Raw genomic sequence first — 15,774 nt, forward strand, 5'->3', positions numbered from 1 at the left:
TCAAAAAAATGCTATTATGTGTGGTATGGCTTTCGCGTGGCTTTACTGAACCATGTAATTATAGTTCATTTGAGCTGCTCTTCTCTGTTTGACCCTCACGAGTGAGTGTCAGTAACATGATACCTCATCTTTCTGAGAAAGGCTATAGCTCTTTTAAAGATTGCTGCTCAGACCTATCATTTTGTTTCACTAATATCCCATCTCTAATTATTAGACTACCTAACCATTATAAGTTATTTGTAAAATTTTGTGAATCATTTAGGATTGCTATACCCTATTTAAAGGCCCAACAGTTTCTACTCTTTTTGAGTCAATAACAGAGCCAGCTTTCACAGATTCAATTGACAACATTTATAATCAGAATATTTTAATTGCACTACCTATGAGATGCGACAAAACTTAACTAATGTCAATATTTATTAACCAGTCAAATTAAAACAAACTAGGAGTTGCGCCGACAGTTTCATAAACCCGGTGGGTTTCTTATTTATCGTTATTTGTCATTACCAAACCTCAGATTTTGCCCAGAACACCAATTTTTTAGTGGAGCGTCCTGCAGACAGTATAATAACTCACAATTTCTTCAGAATTACTGACTATTTTTTTAGTTGCTAAAAATGTAACAACCCGGATATTTAGCAATTTCAGTGGGAAGGTAAAGTATAGCATCTGTTGTATGTCAGGAGAATCAACTTTATGAATTCAAATTTGCAACGTCGCGATCGCATTAATTTCCGCAGTCTGGTAACAGCGTTGTGTTTAACCTTAACTCTCGTGAGTTTTGTGAGATTAGATCCGGCGGCGGCTCAAGAACAGCGGATCAGAACGCTGAGTGTTACTGGCCGGGGTGTGGAAACGATTCCTACAACTCAAACACAAGTGCGCCTGGGGGTTGAGGTGCAGGGCAAAACGGCGGCCCAGGTGCAGCAGGAAGCGGCGAGGCGATCGTCGGCTGTGGTAGAGTTGCTGCGATCGCGCCAAGTCGAAAAACTCGAAACTGCCGGCATCACCCTCAATCCCATTTATAACTTCGACAACAACCAGCAGCGCTTGACAGGCTATACGGCCACGAATACCGTCAGTTTTCGGATTAATACTGCATCTGCCGGCACTTTGCTTGACGATGCGGTGAATGCCGGGGCCACACGCATCGACGGCGTGAGTTTTGCCGCTGCCGATAGTGCGATCGAATCTGCTCGAAAACAAGCACTCCGCAAAGCAACTCAAGACGCTCAATCGCAAGCGGATGCAGTCTTGAGCGCCCTCAACCTCAAGCGGGGAGAGATTCTGGGCATTCAAGTCAATGGTGCGATCGCGCCGCCTCCAATGTATCGGCAAGTGGCTGGTGCTCGCATGGCTGCTGCTGACGCTACAACGCCTGTGGTGGGAGGGGAACAGCAGGTAGAAGCTTCTGTGACTTTGCAATTTGGATATTAAATAGTTAGGGGTTGAACTGGCCACATCAGCTTGACCCTAACTATTTCTCGATTTATCAAGCAGCTTTTTCTACAAAAAACTTTAGCAGTTTTAACCACTTCTGCCCGTAGTCGAGCAATTGTTCGCCTCCCACACAAATATTTCCGTATCTTCGCTCCCAAGAGGCACAACAATCAAAGCCTAAACAATTTTAGCGCCAAACAAAGTTTCACTCTCAGTAAGTCGGTGGAAAAATTCATAATTAGCTAAGGAAATATTAAGTGGCGCGCTCTTAGTTAAAGTGTAACTGCTCACCGCAGCTTTGTTGCGGTGAGCAGTTACGACAAATGGCTACAATTTGTTATGAACTATGAACGGAATCTCTCCTTCTTCAGGGGGAGAGCTCCTAAATAAATAGACTCTCCGTTAAACCCTAGGCGATCGCATTCCTCCTAAACAGAAAAGAGTGGACTTTTTTCTCAGATCCACTCTCTGTTAAACTCTCTTAGGGCTAGCTTTAACAAGCTGGAGTTAAGTCCTTACTTTACCTAGTCCTTAATGATTCTCTTGTCATGAATGACCACTTGATCCTTGAGTTTAGGAGTGCCGGAGATGTGAATATCCGTATCCATATTTTCCTCGGTGGATTCGGCTAGATATTGGGCAGATGATTTAAAATCATGCGCTGCACGTTTAGCAGATTCGGCTGCATTTTGGGCAGATGATTTAAAATCATGCGCTGCACCTTGAGGAGATGGGGTTGCATTTTGGGCAGATGACCTAAAATCAGGCACTGGAGGTTTAGCAAATTCGGCTGCATTTTGGGCAGATGATTTAAAATCATGCGCTGCACCTTGAGGAGATGGGGTTGCCTTTTGGGCAGATGACTTAACATCATGCGCTGCACCTTTAGCAGATTCGGCTGCATTTTGGGCAGATGACTTAACATCCTGCTTAACATCCTGCGCTGCATCTTTAGCAGATTCGGCTGCATTTTGGGCAGATGACTTAACATCCTGCGCTGCACCTTTAGCAGATTCGGCTGCGCTTTGAGCAGATGACTTAATTGATTCGGCTGCACTCTTGCCAGATGACTGAAGCGATGCGGCTGCACTTTTTATAGATGGCTCCACAGCCTTCGCTGTATCTTTTACAGTCGATCTAAACTCCTTAGTTGCCCCCTCAATTTCTTGAGCTACAGCTTTGGCAGAAGGCTTAACTTCATCAGCCGTACTCTTAATAGAGTCCGCTGCACTTTGTATAGAAGGCTTGACACCTTCGACTGTCTGCTTGACTGAATCTTTTACTTCTCTAATCGTAGGTTTGACTTCCTCGGATGCACTCTTGACTGCATCTACTACAGAAGGCTTGGCTTCCCTAACTGTCTCATTGACAGATTCGGCTATACCTTTAATCGAAGGCTTAGTTTCCTCAACAGTCTCTTTGACTGCTTCTGCTGTAGCTTTGATAGATGGTTTAACTTCCTCAGCAGTTTCCTTTACTACTGTCCCTAGCTCTTCTACAGTGTGTGTAATACCGTCTGCTACGCTGTGTGCTGCATCCCCTAAATTATCTACAGCACGGTTAACAGTATCAGCAGTACCTTTACCAATCATAGCGCCAGCAACTGAGCCTGCTACAGCACCAATAATGCCTCCAGAGCGAGCACCTAGTATACCCCCGACTGCTGCTCCAGCTATCCTCGCACCAATGCCTGAGCCTGATGATTGATCTTCCTTTGATTCTGCATTTTCGTTAGTCTGAACCTGAAGCTGCTGGTTTTCGCTATTGTCAACATTCTTTTCCTGGAAGTCAGGATTGGCTTCAGGCTGCTTAAAAGGCTGGTTATTATCAGTCATAGATATCCTTGGGTATTACTGTTACATTTACTAGGCTAACTATATACTTCTCAGAAAATCTACTGCCTAAGAACTAGATTTGGACTGTTACTTAAGAAGTAGATTATTAAAGGTACTGACCACTACGGCGCTAGCGGCTCGCTGTTCATTCGACCTTGAAGAAGCTGGAGGCTGGCGATCGGACATCTGGAACAGTCTTAGCTTAGCGAGCCAAAAATAACTCATGTATACAGATTTTTTTTACAGATTAAATGATTAATAAATTTTCTAAAAAATGTGGAGTGCCTGTTTATAAATTAGCCTCTAAAAAAATATACAATATGTTTTTTTAGAAAATTCCTACTATTGAATTAAGTGATTTGTTTTGTAGACGTTGCTGGTTTAGGATAGGAAAGGCTAAATAGGTAAGTCAGAGAAATCAGTATCCACAAAGAGTCGGGATTTTCAACTAATTTTTTTCATGCCCTGATTAAGCAAGGTCAGATTTTGGAGTGATCTAACTCACGAGGAGAGCTCTTGGAACAGCAACTTAACCGCTGTAACCACCAGAGGCGATCGCACTTACGTGTAATTGGGCATAAGTTCGAGATCCCCCAACAAACTCAGCACAATCCAATTACTACCGGATCAGCGCTCAAAGTACCCGATATCGACTACAGTAAACACAAAATATTATTGGCGGTAATTAGAGTGATTGAGACTTTAGCAACAGGAATCGCAGCAGCCGGTTCGCTGCTAGCATTGGGCGGATTGGGCCTAGAGTTGAACTATCGCCGGACTGGAAGTGCAAATAAACTAGAACTAACAGCCGGAGAATGGCACTTAGCCATCTCGGAACCCAACCGCTATCTTTTAGTCGGGGAAATGGAGTTCCGCAACCTGACACAGCGGTTTGAGATTATGTTGCCGGAAGTGCGGGCGCAGGTGAAACTGCTGTCAGACGGAAGTTTGGATGGCGTTACTTCCCAGACAAAGGTGATGCCTTGCCACAAAGACGCAGTAGCCAGAGCAGACGATTACTGGTTCGGCTATATTGTTAAAGCCCAAAAAACCACAAAAATTAAAGTTTCTGTAGACATTCAAGGGCAAGATTTAACCAAATTGCAGTCGGCTTGGGTGCAAGTACATTTCGTCACCTACGGCCCAAGTGGCCGCATCCCCAAAGTCCGTAACGTAGTAGTCCCGCTGCAATTTCCAAACTCGGACACCGTACCCATCGCCAGGAATGTCGGAGTTGCAGAAGTCTTGCCGATTCGCACTCACATACTGGCAGAATTGGACAATCCCGTCGAAATTGTCAAGCGGTACGTGCTCCCGCGCGCCCAGAAAGGTGATATTGTCGCCCTCGCAGAAACTCCCCTAGCTTTGATGCAGGGACGCTATCGCCATCCCAGCGAAGTCAAACCCGGATGGGCGGCAAAGCGAGTGTGCTTGTTTTTCTTGCCGATGTCGAGTTTGGCCACGGCTTGCGGAATGCAGACGTTGGTTGATGTAGTAGGCCCTTGGCGCGTAGTAGCAGCATTTGCGATCGGCTCTGTGGCGAAAATATTTGGCAAGCCGGGAGTCTTTTACCAACTAGCAGGGGAACAAGCCAGGCTGATCGATGACGTTACCGGGACTTTGCCTCCCTTCGACCAATTTATTGTCCTCGGCCCCGACAATCCCCAGCAAGTTGTAGAAGAAATTCAACGAGAAACCGGACTTGCGGCGGCGATCGTAGACGCTAATGACTTGAAAGCAGTTAAGATATTAGCAGCGACCTCCGATTTATCGGTAACATTTTTAGAGGAAGCCTTGCGCAGCAACCCCGCCGGGAATGCTGACGAGCGAACACCGGTCGTTGTAATTCGACCTCTGCCACAAAAATCTTGAGTTGAAAACAGAAAATTAAAAATTCAAAAAGATGATTTGCAATTTTTAATTTTCGATCCAGCAAGAAAGGGAGAAGAATCAAAAGTTATAAGTTTTGAACTCAAAATTTACCCATTCAAAACTCAAAACTTATCTAACTCTTCCCCTTTCTGAATTTTTATTTTTAAATTTCCATTCTCCACTTGTATGCTATGACTTCATTTCCCTCCCAAAACCAAAACCAGGTTGTGATTCGCCCGTTTCAGTATCGCGACATCGAGGTGATGGAACAACTGTGCGCGGAAACAGCCGAAGAGCCAGAAAACAGCAAGGGCGGAAGCTGCGACGTGGTATTAGGTAGAAAGTTGCAGCAGATTCGCCGCTGGTACGGACTGCTAAAGATTTTTAGCTTGTTTCCCAACCCTTGTCAGTCCCTGTTCCGTGCCCACGTTGCCGAAGAAGAGGGGAGCGTTAAGGGCATAATTCAGATTTCTCCTTTCAACCGCACCCGCAGCACTTGGCGGATCGATCGCATAGGAGTAGACCCGGAAGCCCGCAGCAAAGGAATTGGTTCCATGCTGCTGCGGTACTGCTTTGAGGCAGTCTGGGAGGCGCGGACGTGGCTGTTGGAAGTGAATATCGGGGACAAAACTTCCTTGGCTTTGTATCGGCAAAACGGGTTTCAGCCTTTGGCCCAGATGACTTACTGGACGATCGCCCCAGAACGCCTGCAAGAAATGGCTTCCTCGACGCCAGATTTGCCCAATCTGCTGCCGGTCAGCAACGCAGACGCTCAGTTGCTCTACCAACTGGATACCGCGTCTATGCCGCCCCTGGTGCGCCAAGTATTTGATCGGCACATTCAAGATTTCAAAACCAGTTTTTTCGGCGCTTTAGTCGAAGGTGTCAGACAGTGGCTGGGCAAAACCGAGGTAGTCAGCGGCTACGTGTTTGAACCGCAGCGCAAAGCCGCGATCGGCTATTTTCAGGTGCAGCTATCCCGCAATGGCCAGCAACCGCACGTCGCCCAGTTGACTGTACACCCGGCTTACACTTGGCTTTATCCAGAACTCCTGTCCCAGATGGCGCGCCTTGTTCAAGATTTCCCAGTTCAAAGCCTGCAACTGGCTTCCGCTGACTATCAGCCGGAACGGGAAGCTTATTTAGAGCAATTTGGAGCAGTGCGCGTGGAACACAGTTTGCTGATGTCTCGATCGGTGTGGCACAAATTGCGCGAGTCCAAGTTAGTCTCTCTCGAAGGACTCCAGCTATCAGAAATGTTGCAAAGCTTCCAGCCAACTCGCAAACCCGTACCGGGCCGGATGTCCTGGCTCGGCCCGATGGCTGGGGAAGCGACAGCAGGGCACCCGTCCTGTGAGATTAAACCTCTGTTGGCTGACTCAGGAAACAGCCAAACGAATCAAGTTAACCCCTTGGGCGGCCAAAATTCCGAATCAGCAGCAACTGATGGCAGCAGCATTTTGCCTTTAAATCTGCCAGAGTTGCCTCTAGACGGCGGCTGGCCAGGAGAATTCAATTCTTAATAAGTGAAAGCAGAAGGTAAAAGGTAGAAGACAGAAAAAAATAGAATTAATCATCCAAAAAATTCTTTTTTTCGGCCATAATCCCAAAATATCCCTTCTGCTTTTAATTGAGCTCAACCTAAGATTACCTATCTTCTTCTTACTTTCTTCTCTTATTCCTTCGCGTCCTTCGCGTCTTCGCGGTTCGTTAAATAAGATTATTTACGCCAAAAAACAGTAAATCTAAAATCTAAAATCTAAAATCTAAAATTGCTTGATTGATAATGTCCAACGATAAATTATGGATTTCAGCACTGGGATTAGATATCGGCCTCAAACGAGTCGGCATCGCCGGGTGTGACGGCACCGGTTTAATAGCTACGGGCATTACAACACTGGTACGATCGTCCTTCGAGCGAGACGTAGCTTATCTCCGAGAGCTCGTGCGAGAGCGGAGAGTGCAAATTTTGGTTGCAGGCTTGCCCTACTCCCTGAGCGGAGAATTGGGCGCTCAAGCCCGACAGGTGCAGAAATATGCCAATCGCATCGCCGCAGCGTTAGAACTCCCCCTAGAATACGTGGACGAGCGCCTGACTTCGGTTGAGGCAGAGGAATTGATGAAAACACAAGGGATTTCGGTGTCGCAAAATAAGGGTGCGATCGATCGCAAAGCAGCAGCCCTGATTTTGCAGCAGTGGCTAGACGAGCGGAGGCAAAATATCTCCGCCCTTCCCAATCCTTGATAGCTGGTAACAAAGGCGTGATATCCTGGTTGTGCAAGTTTGCTACGCACACCTGTAACCCTTGACAAACTGGAGAAAATTCTGCTGTACCTCGGTACTGAAGAAGCACAAAATCGTGATTTGTCCTCAGTGTCGCTTGCTGACTCGACTGAGATTTAAACGCTGCACTCCTCGCCTGTGGAAAAGGCCGCGAGTCTCGCGGTTTAAGCTGGTGGACTGGCGATCGCCCACTTAGCCAGAATATCGCCACGAAAATTCCCCATTGTCAAGCAAACGTTACTGAATTATTGACGGAAAATAAGATACACGCGATGTCCTCATCCCCATACCGCAAAAAAGAGAATGGCAATTCCAACGAAGAGTCCGTCACCCTGACGGATGAAGTTGGGCGATCGCTGACTTGCAACATAGAATATTCTATGAACCTAGAAGGTCAAGAATACGCTTTGCTGCTTCCGATTGACTCACCCGTAGAAATTTTTACTTGGCAGGGAGACGATAACGACGAAGCCGCAATTCCTGTAGAAGACGAGACCGAAATTGACAAAATTTTTGATACAGCTAAAGTTGTCCTGCAAGAGCAGAACTTGACGCTCCGGCGCACGGCGGTGACGCTGACTGTTGTTGGTGAATTGCCGGAATTTCCCGAAGAGGATATGGCATCTGATGTCGATCCAGATGAGGAGTCCGAATTCGAGGAACTGATGTGGCTGACCAGCTTCTACCACGAAGAACAGGAATATGCCATTTATACGCCTCTCGACCCGTTCTTTATATTGGCTAGAATGGATGACGACGGCAAGCCAGAATTGCTTTCGGAAGAAGAGTTCCAAAGGCTGGAACCGATGTTACCTATGCTGGAAGACCAGTTCTTTGACGAGCTTGATTAGATATTAATTGCAGGCACAAGCCCTGATGGCAAAAAGCAGAATTTTTTACTATTTTATAAAACAGTAAACTGCTCGCCCGATCGAACTTTTTCGAGATGGCCACTTCTGCCTTCGCGATCGGGCTTTTGAATTGGGCCGCGTGAATTGGGTCTTTTTAAGGGCTTGTATTCGTAACTTTTCGGTCATCAATCGCAGGTCATCAGTCATTAGTCGCTAGTTAACCGCCGCTTATCCAGGACAACGGACTATGAATAAAGAACAAATGACAAAAGGCAGCACGCGCGAGAGCCGAAAAGGTACTCCGCAAGTCTCTAAATGGTTGTTTTATCTGGCGTTGCTGCCGGCCATCTGGGGAGTTTGCGCTTGGCAAGGCTGGGCTTGGTGGAGCTGGGCTTCGGCGCCGCCTAAAATCACATCCTCATCGGGGAATCCGGCAGAGGATGCTGCTGTTTCTATCCAAATCCCGGAGGGTACTCCCAGTCAAAAAATCGGCCGCGATTTAGAGGCAGCGGGGTTAATTCGATCGAGCTCGGCATGGAATATGTGGGCCCGCTGGCTGACTCTTCAAAACCGCGAGGGAGGTTTTAAAGCAGGAACTTACCAACTTTCGCCTACTCAGCCTCTGAGTGCAGTTGCTGACAAAATTTGGAAGGGCGAAGTCGCACAGCAGAGTTTCACTATTCCAGAAGGGTGGTCGCTGCAACAAATGAGCGCTTATTTTGAAGCGCAAGGTTTTTTTCCGGCTAAGGATTTTATGGCGGTGGCGAGTCAAGTTCCCTACGCTCAGTACCCTTGGCTACCGAGCGGATTGCCTCACTTGGAAGGGTTTTTGTACCCGGATACTTATCAGCTAGACGGCGATGCAATTACCCCGGAAGCTGTCATTAAGCAAATGCTCGGTCGTTTCGAGCAGTTGGCTTTGCCGATCTATCAAAAGAATCAAAAGAATACTAAGCTGGATTTGAAAGAGTGGGTGACGCTGGCTAGTATTGTAGAAAAAGAGGCTGTGGTTGCTTCCGAGCGGAACCGCATTTCTGGAGTATTCAACAACCGTCTGAATAAGGGTATGACGTTGGGCTCTGACCCGACAGTTGAATACGCTCTAGGCATCAGGCAAACTAAGGAAAAGCCTCTGACTTTTAAGCAAGTAGAAACGCCTTCTCCTTACAATACTTATATAAATCCAGGACTACCCCCAACTCCGATCGCATCTCCGGGAATCGCAAGTCTGGAAGCGACTCTGACTCCGGAAAAGACAGAATATCTGTATTTTATGGCTCGATACGACGGCACTCACATTTTTAGCCGCACGCAGGCGGAACACGATGCTGCGATTGCTAAAGTTGACCAGCAGTTGCGATCGAATCCATAGATGGGCAATGACTAATAAAAAAGTAAAAAGTCAAAAGTCACAAAGCAAAAGCCATAATTATTCACTTTTGATTTTTTACTTTTTGAATCTTTAACTCCCAATTTCTTATTTCTCAATCTAAAATCTAAAATCTAAAATCTAAACTCATTATGACTTGGGGTAAACTACTACAGCCTGACTTAGTTTTAGGCGATTCAGTCATGAAGTTAACGGCTGAGATTCTGCAGAAATATCAGATTAAAGGATTAGTGTTGGATGTGGACGAAACTCTTGTTCCCATTACGGCAATGAATGCTTCTCCTGAACTCAGCTTGTGGGTGCAAGAAATTAAACCCGTGGTATCGCTATGGTTGGCGAGCAATAATTTAAGTCAAAATCGGATCGGTCGAATTGCTGATTCTTTGAATCTACCTTACATCACGGGTGCGGCTAAGCCGTCGCGCCGCAAGTTGCGAACAGCAGTGACTGCCATGAATTTGCCGGTGGAACAGGTGGCGATGGTGGGCGATCGACTTTTTACTGATGTTTTAGCAGGCAATCGTTTGGGTATGTTCACTATTTTAGTGGAACCAATGGTTGATGCTGGGTATGCGCTTCGCAAGTATCCGGTGCGCTCTTTTGAAGTTTGGGTTTCTCAAGCTTTGGGGGCATCTCTGAAAATTAAAGATTAAAATTGGGCATCGGGAATTGGGCATAGGGCATTGGGAATTGGTAATTAGGAATTGGTAACTAATGGCAACAGTCAACAGTCAACAGTCAACAGTCAACAGTCAACAGTCAACAGTCAACAGACAACAGACTAAAACTATTGTTGTTAAAATTGGAACTTCGACTCTGACTCGATCGACTACGGGAAACTTAGCTCTTTCAACTATTGCTGCATTAGTCGAAATTTTAGCTGATTTGCGGCAGCAAGGCTATCGAGTAGTTTTGGTTTCTTCGGGTGCAGTTGGGGTGGGCTGCGCGCGCTTGGGTTTGACGGAACGCCCGCGAAACATTGCTCTGAAACAGGCTGTGGCGGCTGTGGGCCAAGGGCGGCTGATGCGGGTGTACGATGACTTGTTTACTACTCTGCAACAGCCGATCGCTCAAGTATTGCTCACCAGGGGCGATTTAGTGCAGCGTAACGGTTATGTTAATGCTTACAATACTTTTCAGCAACTGCTCAGGTTGGGCGTGATTCCGATCGTCAATGAAAACGATACTGTGGCGGTAGACGAGCTCAAATTTGGCGATAACGATACGCTTTCGGCGCTAGTAGCGAGTTTGGTAGAAGCAGATTGGTTGTTTGTGCTGACAGATGTCGATCGGCTGTACTCCGCCGATCCGCGCAGCAATCCAGACGCGCAGCCGATCGCCCTAGTCCAAAGTATGGCACAGCTCACAGAATTTCAGGTGCAAACAGGAGATTCCCGCAGCGGTTGGGGAACCGGCGGAATGGTGACAAAAATTGAAGCCGCGAGAATAGCAACTGCATCGGGAGTGCGGACTGTCATCACTGACGGCTGCTTTCCTGGTAATATCGAGAAAATACTCAACGGAGAGTCGATCGGTACTCAATTCGAGCCTCAACCGCGCCCTGTAAACGCTCGCAAACACTGGATAGCTAACGTTTTAATTCCAGCAGGAAAACTATATTTAGATGCGGGTGCTGTAAAGGCAATTTCCCACGGCGGAAAATCGCTTTTAGCTGCGGGTATTGCTCAAGTAGAAGGAGAATTTCAAGCTGATGATTCCGTGCAGTTGTGCGACGCAGCCGGCCAGCAAATTGCTAGAGGACTTGTGAATTATAGCAGTTTAGAATTGAGACAAATCCAAGGCTGCAAATCAGAGAAAATTGCTGAGATTTTAGGCTATGCAGGCGTAGAAACGGCGGTACACCGAGATAATTTAGTGATTGTTTAAACTAACAAATATCGAGACAGTCGATCGCGCAATGAGCGAAGGCAGAAATTGAAGATATTTGCAGCACAGTCTTGCAAGAATTTGTTTGGCTGTGTTGGAACAGCTCGTTCATCGCTTCTGTAAACAGTTCAAATAAATTTTGTGCTAATTCTAAAGCTGCTTGGTATTCCGCATCTGTAAGTTTGATTTCTGCTAAAATTTGCAACATCTCTGGCGTGTTTAAAAGGTGATAATTTTCTAAACCCCCATAAGATCCTCCAAAATCAACAGATTCTTTTTGGTTAATTTGCTGTAATTCCATTACCACTGCTAGCGCCGCCTCAAAAAAAACTTGGGCAGTTCCTTCGAGGACTTCCACTAACACCAGTTTCTGAATAGGAGAAGCTTTCCAAGCGTAGCGTTCGATCACTGAACAAAGCGCTCGAGTTTTTTTAGTTTCTTCACCCCAAAGCAGTCTGAAATCGCCGTAACTCATTAATTGGTTTAAGCCCAGTTCCTCTAGGTATTCTAGATAGTCGTGCCAATAATAGTTCTTTTTATAAGTATATTTATTAATGAGTTCCTGAACTTTGTTATTACTAGAAGATTCTCGCAGCACATATTTATTTAAATCGCTCAATCCCACAGCAAAAGGAGCGAGTACAGGTGCAAAAATTAGTCGTTGATTCGCGTGAATGTTTTTGTTGGCTAGAAAGTCAAACAAGGGCAATTTTGCAAACTCTTGCTTTTTGGGTTCAATGAATGCTACAATGCCTTTCATACTTTTTTTGCCTGAATGGTTGCTGTCAAGATCGTCTTCATATCTCCGTTAATTATCTATATTTTCGAGCCTAAAGAATTGTGTTTATTATCATATATATTTGTATTTGAGATCATAGGTAAGAGTGTTGGCAGTCACAGAAAACAGTGACTGGTATCATATTGTGCCAGAAGTTTGAGCATCTTGTTGCCTAGAGATAAAATCTTCTAAATTTAGATTGCATATTTCAGGCGTTGCTCAAAGCCACCCCACAAGAGTTTGATTATTTACCGATAATTTAAAGGATGATTAACTTATATGGGCAAGTGAGCATCCTGTTCGCACTGCTAAAAAATGCCTTTTACCAAATCGCGGTGATCCCTGCAAATCAGTCCTAGACGCATAGAAGTCTCGAAACCAGGTTTCTTCGGAGATTCATAGCTGCTCAACAAAAATTTTTCTGACAAACCAGGTTTCTTTAACCTTTGCTTTTATTGCTTCTTCCCTCTTTTCTCTTCCCTATTCTTATTCCTTATTGCTTCTTCGGGCGGCTATAAGCCTCCAAATGACAATTTCCCATTCTCAGAATTGCCTTTAGGTGCGTTGTGAGTTACTCTATCTTTTGGGTCAGTTAACACAATTATAGGAGTTAATCTTGGAACGGACTTTTTTAGCGATTAAGCCCGACGGCGTACAGCGCGGACTCGTCGGCGAAATTATCGGTCGTTTTGAAGCCAAGGGCTTTAAGCTAGTTGGTATGAAGCTAATGACGGCGAGTCGAGAACTAGCGGAACAACATTATGATGTTCACAAAGAAAAACCATTTTTTGCTGGATTGGTAAACTTTATCACTTCAGGCCCTGTAGTGGCGATGGTTTGGGAAGGCGACGGCGTTGTGGCGTCGGCGAGAAAAATCATTGGCGCCACGAATCCTCTGAATGCAGAACCAGCGACAATTCGGGGCGATTTTGCTGTCAATGTCGGCCGTAATCTGATTCACGGTTCTGATGCTGTCGAGACTGCCCGTGCGGAAATTAGCCTTTGGTTCAAGGAAGAAGAATTGAGTGCTTGGACACCTTGTTTAACTCCTTGGATTGTGGAATAGTTTTGATATTCTCCCGGTGGTTAATCGGGAGATATACCCTTTCTTAGATAGATGATATCGATTCCGGTTCCAGCATCCGTGATTGTTGACTGTTGACTGTGAGTCAAAAAAATGAAAATTGCGCGAATTAGTGGTTGGCATCGAGATTCAACTTTATGCCCGACGAATGAAGCAAGGGTTTGATCTCATTCCGGTGTAGCCGGAATTTATATGAAATATCATGTCGCTGACTCACTCATAAGCGTAAAATATAGAAGAGTTTGAGATTTTTACTCGTTACCAGGAGTTTCCGGGTAACTAGAATTAAAAACGTTAATCGGAACTTACAAACTCCAAATAATTGTTAGTCAATTCTTTGACTGCTAATTCGTAAAACTGCTGACCTTGTTCGGGGGTTGCTAAGCCCGGATTTGAACCCATTCTCCCGTCGGGAAATCGGCGGCGGAAGTCAGCACCACCGAAAATTTTGTGCCCGGAAGCGACTTCTTCCGAAAGCGGAGCTTGCTTAATTGCTTCTGGATAAAGGTACTGGGTTAAGGCGATTTCGCTGGGGGTGGCGTGGGAACCTTCTTGGTTTCCGTATAATTCTTTTGCTAGTTTGTATACGGAACCGCACATGAACCAGTTGCCGATTTGACACTGGATTCGATCAGCATTCGGTAAATTTAAGTCAGACAAATGCGCGTAAGTCTCGGAAAATGCTGCTTTCATGGTGGCAATGTTGCCGCCGTGACCGTTGATGAAAAAATATTTCTCAAATCCCGCTTTTGCCAAAGATGTGATGTAATCCCTGATTACCAGTATCAGGGTCTGTGGTCGGAGGCTGATTGTGCCGGGAAAGCTGGTGTGGTGCAAGGCCATCCCTACATTAATTGTCGGGCCGATTAAGGCATTGGCAGCTTCGCCGACACCGCGGGCGATCGCCTTGGCAGCAATGGCGTCAGTCCCGATCAAGCCGGTGGGCCCGTGCTGTTCGGTGGAGCCGATCGGGATAATTATGCCTCGCGAGCTTTCGAGATAAGCTTCTACCTCGGGCCAGGTACTCAAATGCAGCAACATGATAGGTAGTCTACAGAATTTTTACTTGCTATCGTCGATCGTAGCCGGCACGGGAAGAAAAAGGAATTTCGACCAACTTATTATTGTATTCTTAAAAAAAGCTCTAAAGTGCGCTCGCAACTTTACCGTTATATTACTTAACGTTAATAATTTAACCAGTTGATGGCCAAAACTTTACCTTTTAATAACCTTTTAAGAGTAGTATAACAAGCATATCCCTCTAGATTGGGTGTTACGTGGTCAATTAACAGCGGGCAATGTTTTATGAAATTAACACCGACCCCGAAAAATGACCAGACTTCTGTGGCCTGGACGCAGGCAGACAGCGCGGTTCCGGCAACTGCTCTACGGCTGTATTCCTTGCATGAGCAAGTAGCAAAGGTCGAGCGCGTGTCTGTGGGATGGACTGGCGAAGGATTCTAAGCGATTGAACCAATAAATGGCGATCGTACAAGCGATCGCAGCGCGAGAGTGCCTCAGCTACTGAAGAAGGTACCTCGCGCTAGCCACATACAAACATCACTCCCACTGATATTTATGTCTTCTGCTGAATTAAGCGAAAGTCCTTCAAGGTTGGCTGTTGGACAAGCCGGCCGTATCTTGTTATTGGAAGGTGAAGATCTGTTGCGGGAAATGCTAGCTTTAGCCCTTAAAGAACAGGGCTATGAGGTGGTGGTTACTAGCGACGGGCGCAACGCTCTGCCTTCTGTACAGGCTTCTTCGTCATACCACGGTGAATTTGCCTTTAACCTGTTAATTATGGATTCAATTAACGGTTTGGATCTGTGTCGAATGTTACGGCATCAAGGAAATCCCGTCCCTATTTTGATTATCGGTGCTAGAGGAAGTGCCAACAATTGCGCTTTTTACCTAGAAGCCGGATCGGATGATTATCTGACCAAGCCTTTTGGAATGCGGGAGTTTATCGCTCGCTGTCGGGCGCTGATGCGGCGCCAGCGCCTCAGTAGGTTACCGGAACCGAGGACGCTGCAATATAAGAGCATAACTCTGTATCCTGAAGAGTGCCGCGTGTTGGTTCGTGGTCTGGAAGTGAAATTTTCTCCTAAACAGTTTCGCTTACTAGAACTATTTATGAGTAATCCCCGGCGAGTTTGGTCTCGCGATCAGTTGTTGGAAAAAATTTGGGGTCAAGATTTTATCGGAGACAGCAAAACAGTTGACGTTCACATCCGCTGGCTGCGCGAAAAGTTGGAAATAGATCCGGCCCAACCGGAATATATCATTACGGTACGCGGGTTCGGCTATCGATTTGGTTAAATTATTAAATCAGTTGTACAGTGACAAATTGCAG

Annotated in this window: 13 protein-coding genes; 10 read left to right on the forward strand and 3 right to left on the reverse strand. The window is 45.9% G+C overall.

The window, feature by feature from the left end:
• The first annotated feature begins 696 nt into the window (after positions 1-696).
• Positions 697-1,437, forward strand: coding sequence for an SIMPL domain-containing protein (locus QUA77_RS23900; protein WP_333452938.1), 741 nt, complete (start codon positions 697-699; stop codon positions 1,435-1,437).
• 527 nt (positions 1,438-1,964) lie between these two features.
• Here the strand turns inward: QUA77_RS23900 and QUA77_RS23905 are convergent.
• A complete protein-coding gene (locus tag QUA77_RS23905; RefSeq protein ID WP_333035340.1) occupies positions 1,965-3,275 on the reverse strand; it encodes a hypothetical protein in 1,311 nt (436 codons plus the stop codon).
• A 690-nt stretch (positions 3,276-3,965) separates the two neighbouring features.
• Here QUA77_RS23905 and QUA77_RS23910 point away from each other — a divergent pair.
• The 7 genes from QUA77_RS23910 (at position 3,966) to proB (ending at position 11,559) form a co-directional block, all read left to right on the forward strand.
• A complete protein-coding gene (locus QUA77_RS23910) occupies positions 3,966-5,147 on the forward strand; it encodes a F420-0:Gamma-glutamyl ligase (RefSeq protein ID WP_333035487.1) in 1,182 nt (393 codons plus the stop codon).
• A 191-nt stretch (positions 5,148-5,338) separates the two neighbouring features.
• The gene (locus tag QUA77_RS23915; protein WP_333035338.1) at positions 5,339-6,670 is read left to right on the forward strand and encodes a GNAT family N-acetyltransferase; all 1,332 of its coding nucleotides are present in this window, start codon (positions 5,339-5,341) and stop codon (positions 6,668-6,670) included.
• A gap of 263 nt (positions 6,671-6,933) precedes the next feature.
• The gene (gene ruvX / locus QUA77_RS23920; protein WP_333035337.1) at positions 6,934-7,392 is read left to right on the forward strand and encodes a Holliday junction resolvase RuvX; all 459 of its coding nucleotides are present in this window, start codon (positions 6,934-6,936) and stop codon (positions 7,390-7,392) included.
• Between the two features lie 311 nt (positions 7,393-7,703).
• Complete coding sequence (locus tag QUA77_RS23925; protein WP_333035336.1) at positions 7,704-8,282, forward strand: DUF3727 domain-containing protein; 579 nt, start codon at positions 7,704-7,706, stop codon at positions 8,280-8,282.
• A gap of 247 nt (positions 8,283-8,529) precedes the next feature.
• Positions 8,530-9,654, forward strand: a complete 1,125-nt coding sequence (gene mltG / locus QUA77_RS23930; RefSeq protein WP_333035335.1) for an endolytic transglycosylase MltG — start codon at positions 8,530-8,532, stop codon at positions 9,652-9,654.
• A 149-nt stretch (positions 9,655-9,803) separates the two neighbouring features.
• On the forward strand, positions 9,804-10,325 hold the full coding sequence (locus QUA77_RS23935) for a YqeG family HAD IIIA-type phosphatase (RefSeq protein ID WP_333452942.1): 522 nt from the start codon (positions 9,804-9,806) through the stop codon (positions 10,323-10,325).
• Between the two features lie 61 nt (positions 10,326-10,386).
• Complete coding sequence (proB, locus tag QUA77_RS23940) at positions 10,387-11,559, forward strand: glutamate 5-kinase (RefSeq protein ID WP_333452944.1); 1,173 nt, start codon at positions 10,387-10,389, stop codon at positions 11,557-11,559.
• A gap of 1 nt (position 11,560) precedes the next feature.
• Here the strand turns inward: proB and QUA77_RS23945 are convergent, their stop codons facing one another.
• Positions 11,561-12,319, reverse strand: a complete 759-nt coding sequence (locus tag QUA77_RS23945; RefSeq protein ID WP_333452945.1) for a hypothetical protein — start codon at positions 12,317-12,319, stop codon at positions 11,561-11,563.
• 634 nt (positions 12,320-12,953) lie between these two features.
• Between QUA77_RS23945 and ndk the strand changes: the two genes are divergently transcribed.
• Complete coding sequence (gene ndk, locus QUA77_RS23950; RefSeq protein ID WP_333035325.1) at positions 12,954-13,403, forward strand: nucleoside-diphosphate kinase; 450 nt, start codon at positions 12,954-12,956, stop codon at positions 13,401-13,403.
• A 312-nt stretch (positions 13,404-13,715) separates the two neighbouring features.
• Here the strand turns inward: ndk and QUA77_RS23955 are convergent, their stop codons facing one another.
• The gene (locus QUA77_RS23955; RefSeq protein WP_333452947.1) at positions 13,716-14,462 is read right to left on the reverse strand and encodes a creatininase family protein; all 747 of its coding nucleotides are present in this window, start codon (positions 14,460-14,462) and stop codon (positions 13,716-13,718) included.
• Between the two features lie 537 nt (positions 14,463-14,999).
• On the opposite strand from QUA77_RS23955, the gene QUA77_RS23960 reads away from it, so the two are divergent.
• Entirely contained in the window at positions 15,000-15,740 is a 741-nt protein-coding gene (locus QUA77_RS23960; RefSeq protein ID WP_333452949.1) for a response regulator transcription factor, read from the forward strand.
• The last annotated feature ends 34 nt before the right edge of the window (positions 15,741-15,774 follow it).

Origin of the sequence: Microcoleus sp. K5-D4 (genome assembly GCF_036704575.1) — a bacterium.
Taxonomy (GTDB): domain Bacteria; phylum Cyanobacteriota; class Cyanobacteriia; order Cyanobacteriales; family Microcoleaceae; genus Microcoleus.

Coding starts and splice junctions, on each gene's coding strand:
- QUA77_RS23900 (WP_333452938.1), top strand. CDS start 697: ATGAATTCAAATTTGCAACGTCGCGATCGCATTAATTTCCGCAGTCTG.
- QUA77_RS23905 (WP_333035340.1), bottom strand. CDS start 3,275: ATGACTGATAATAACCAGCCTTTTAAGCAGCCTGAAGCCAATCCTGAC.
- QUA77_RS23915 (WP_333035338.1), top strand. CDS start 5,339: ATGACTTCATTTCCCTCCCAAAACCAAAACCAGGTTGTGATTCGCCCG.
- ruvX (WP_333035337.1), top strand. CDS start 6,934: ATGTCCAACGATAAATTATGGATTTCAGCACTGGGATTAGATATCGGC.
- QUA77_RS23925 (WP_333035336.1), top strand. CDS start 7,704: ATGTCCTCATCCCCATACCGCAAAAAAGAGAATGGCAATTCCAACGAA.
- mltG (WP_333035335.1), top strand. CDS start 8,530: ATGAATAAAGAACAAATGACAAAAGGCAGCACGCGCGAGAGCCGAAAA.
- QUA77_RS23935 (WP_333452942.1), top strand. CDS start 9,804: ATGACTTGGGGTAAACTACTACAGCCTGACTTAGTTTTAGGCGATTCA.
- proB (WP_333452944.1), top strand. CDS start 10,387: ATGGCAACAGTCAACAGTCAACAGTCAACAGTCAACAGTCAACAGTCA.
- QUA77_RS23945 (WP_333452945.1), bottom strand. CDS start 12,319: ATGAAAGGCATTGTAGCATTCATTGAACCCAAAAAGCAAGAGTTTGCA.
- QUA77_RS23955 (WP_333452947.1), bottom strand. CDS start 14,462: ATGTTGCTGCATTTGAGTACCTGGCCCGAGGTAGAAGCTTATCTCGAA.
- QUA77_RS23960 (WP_333452949.1), top strand. CDS start 15,000: ATGTCTTCTGCTGAATTAAGCGAAAGTCCTTCAAGGTTGGCTGTTGGA.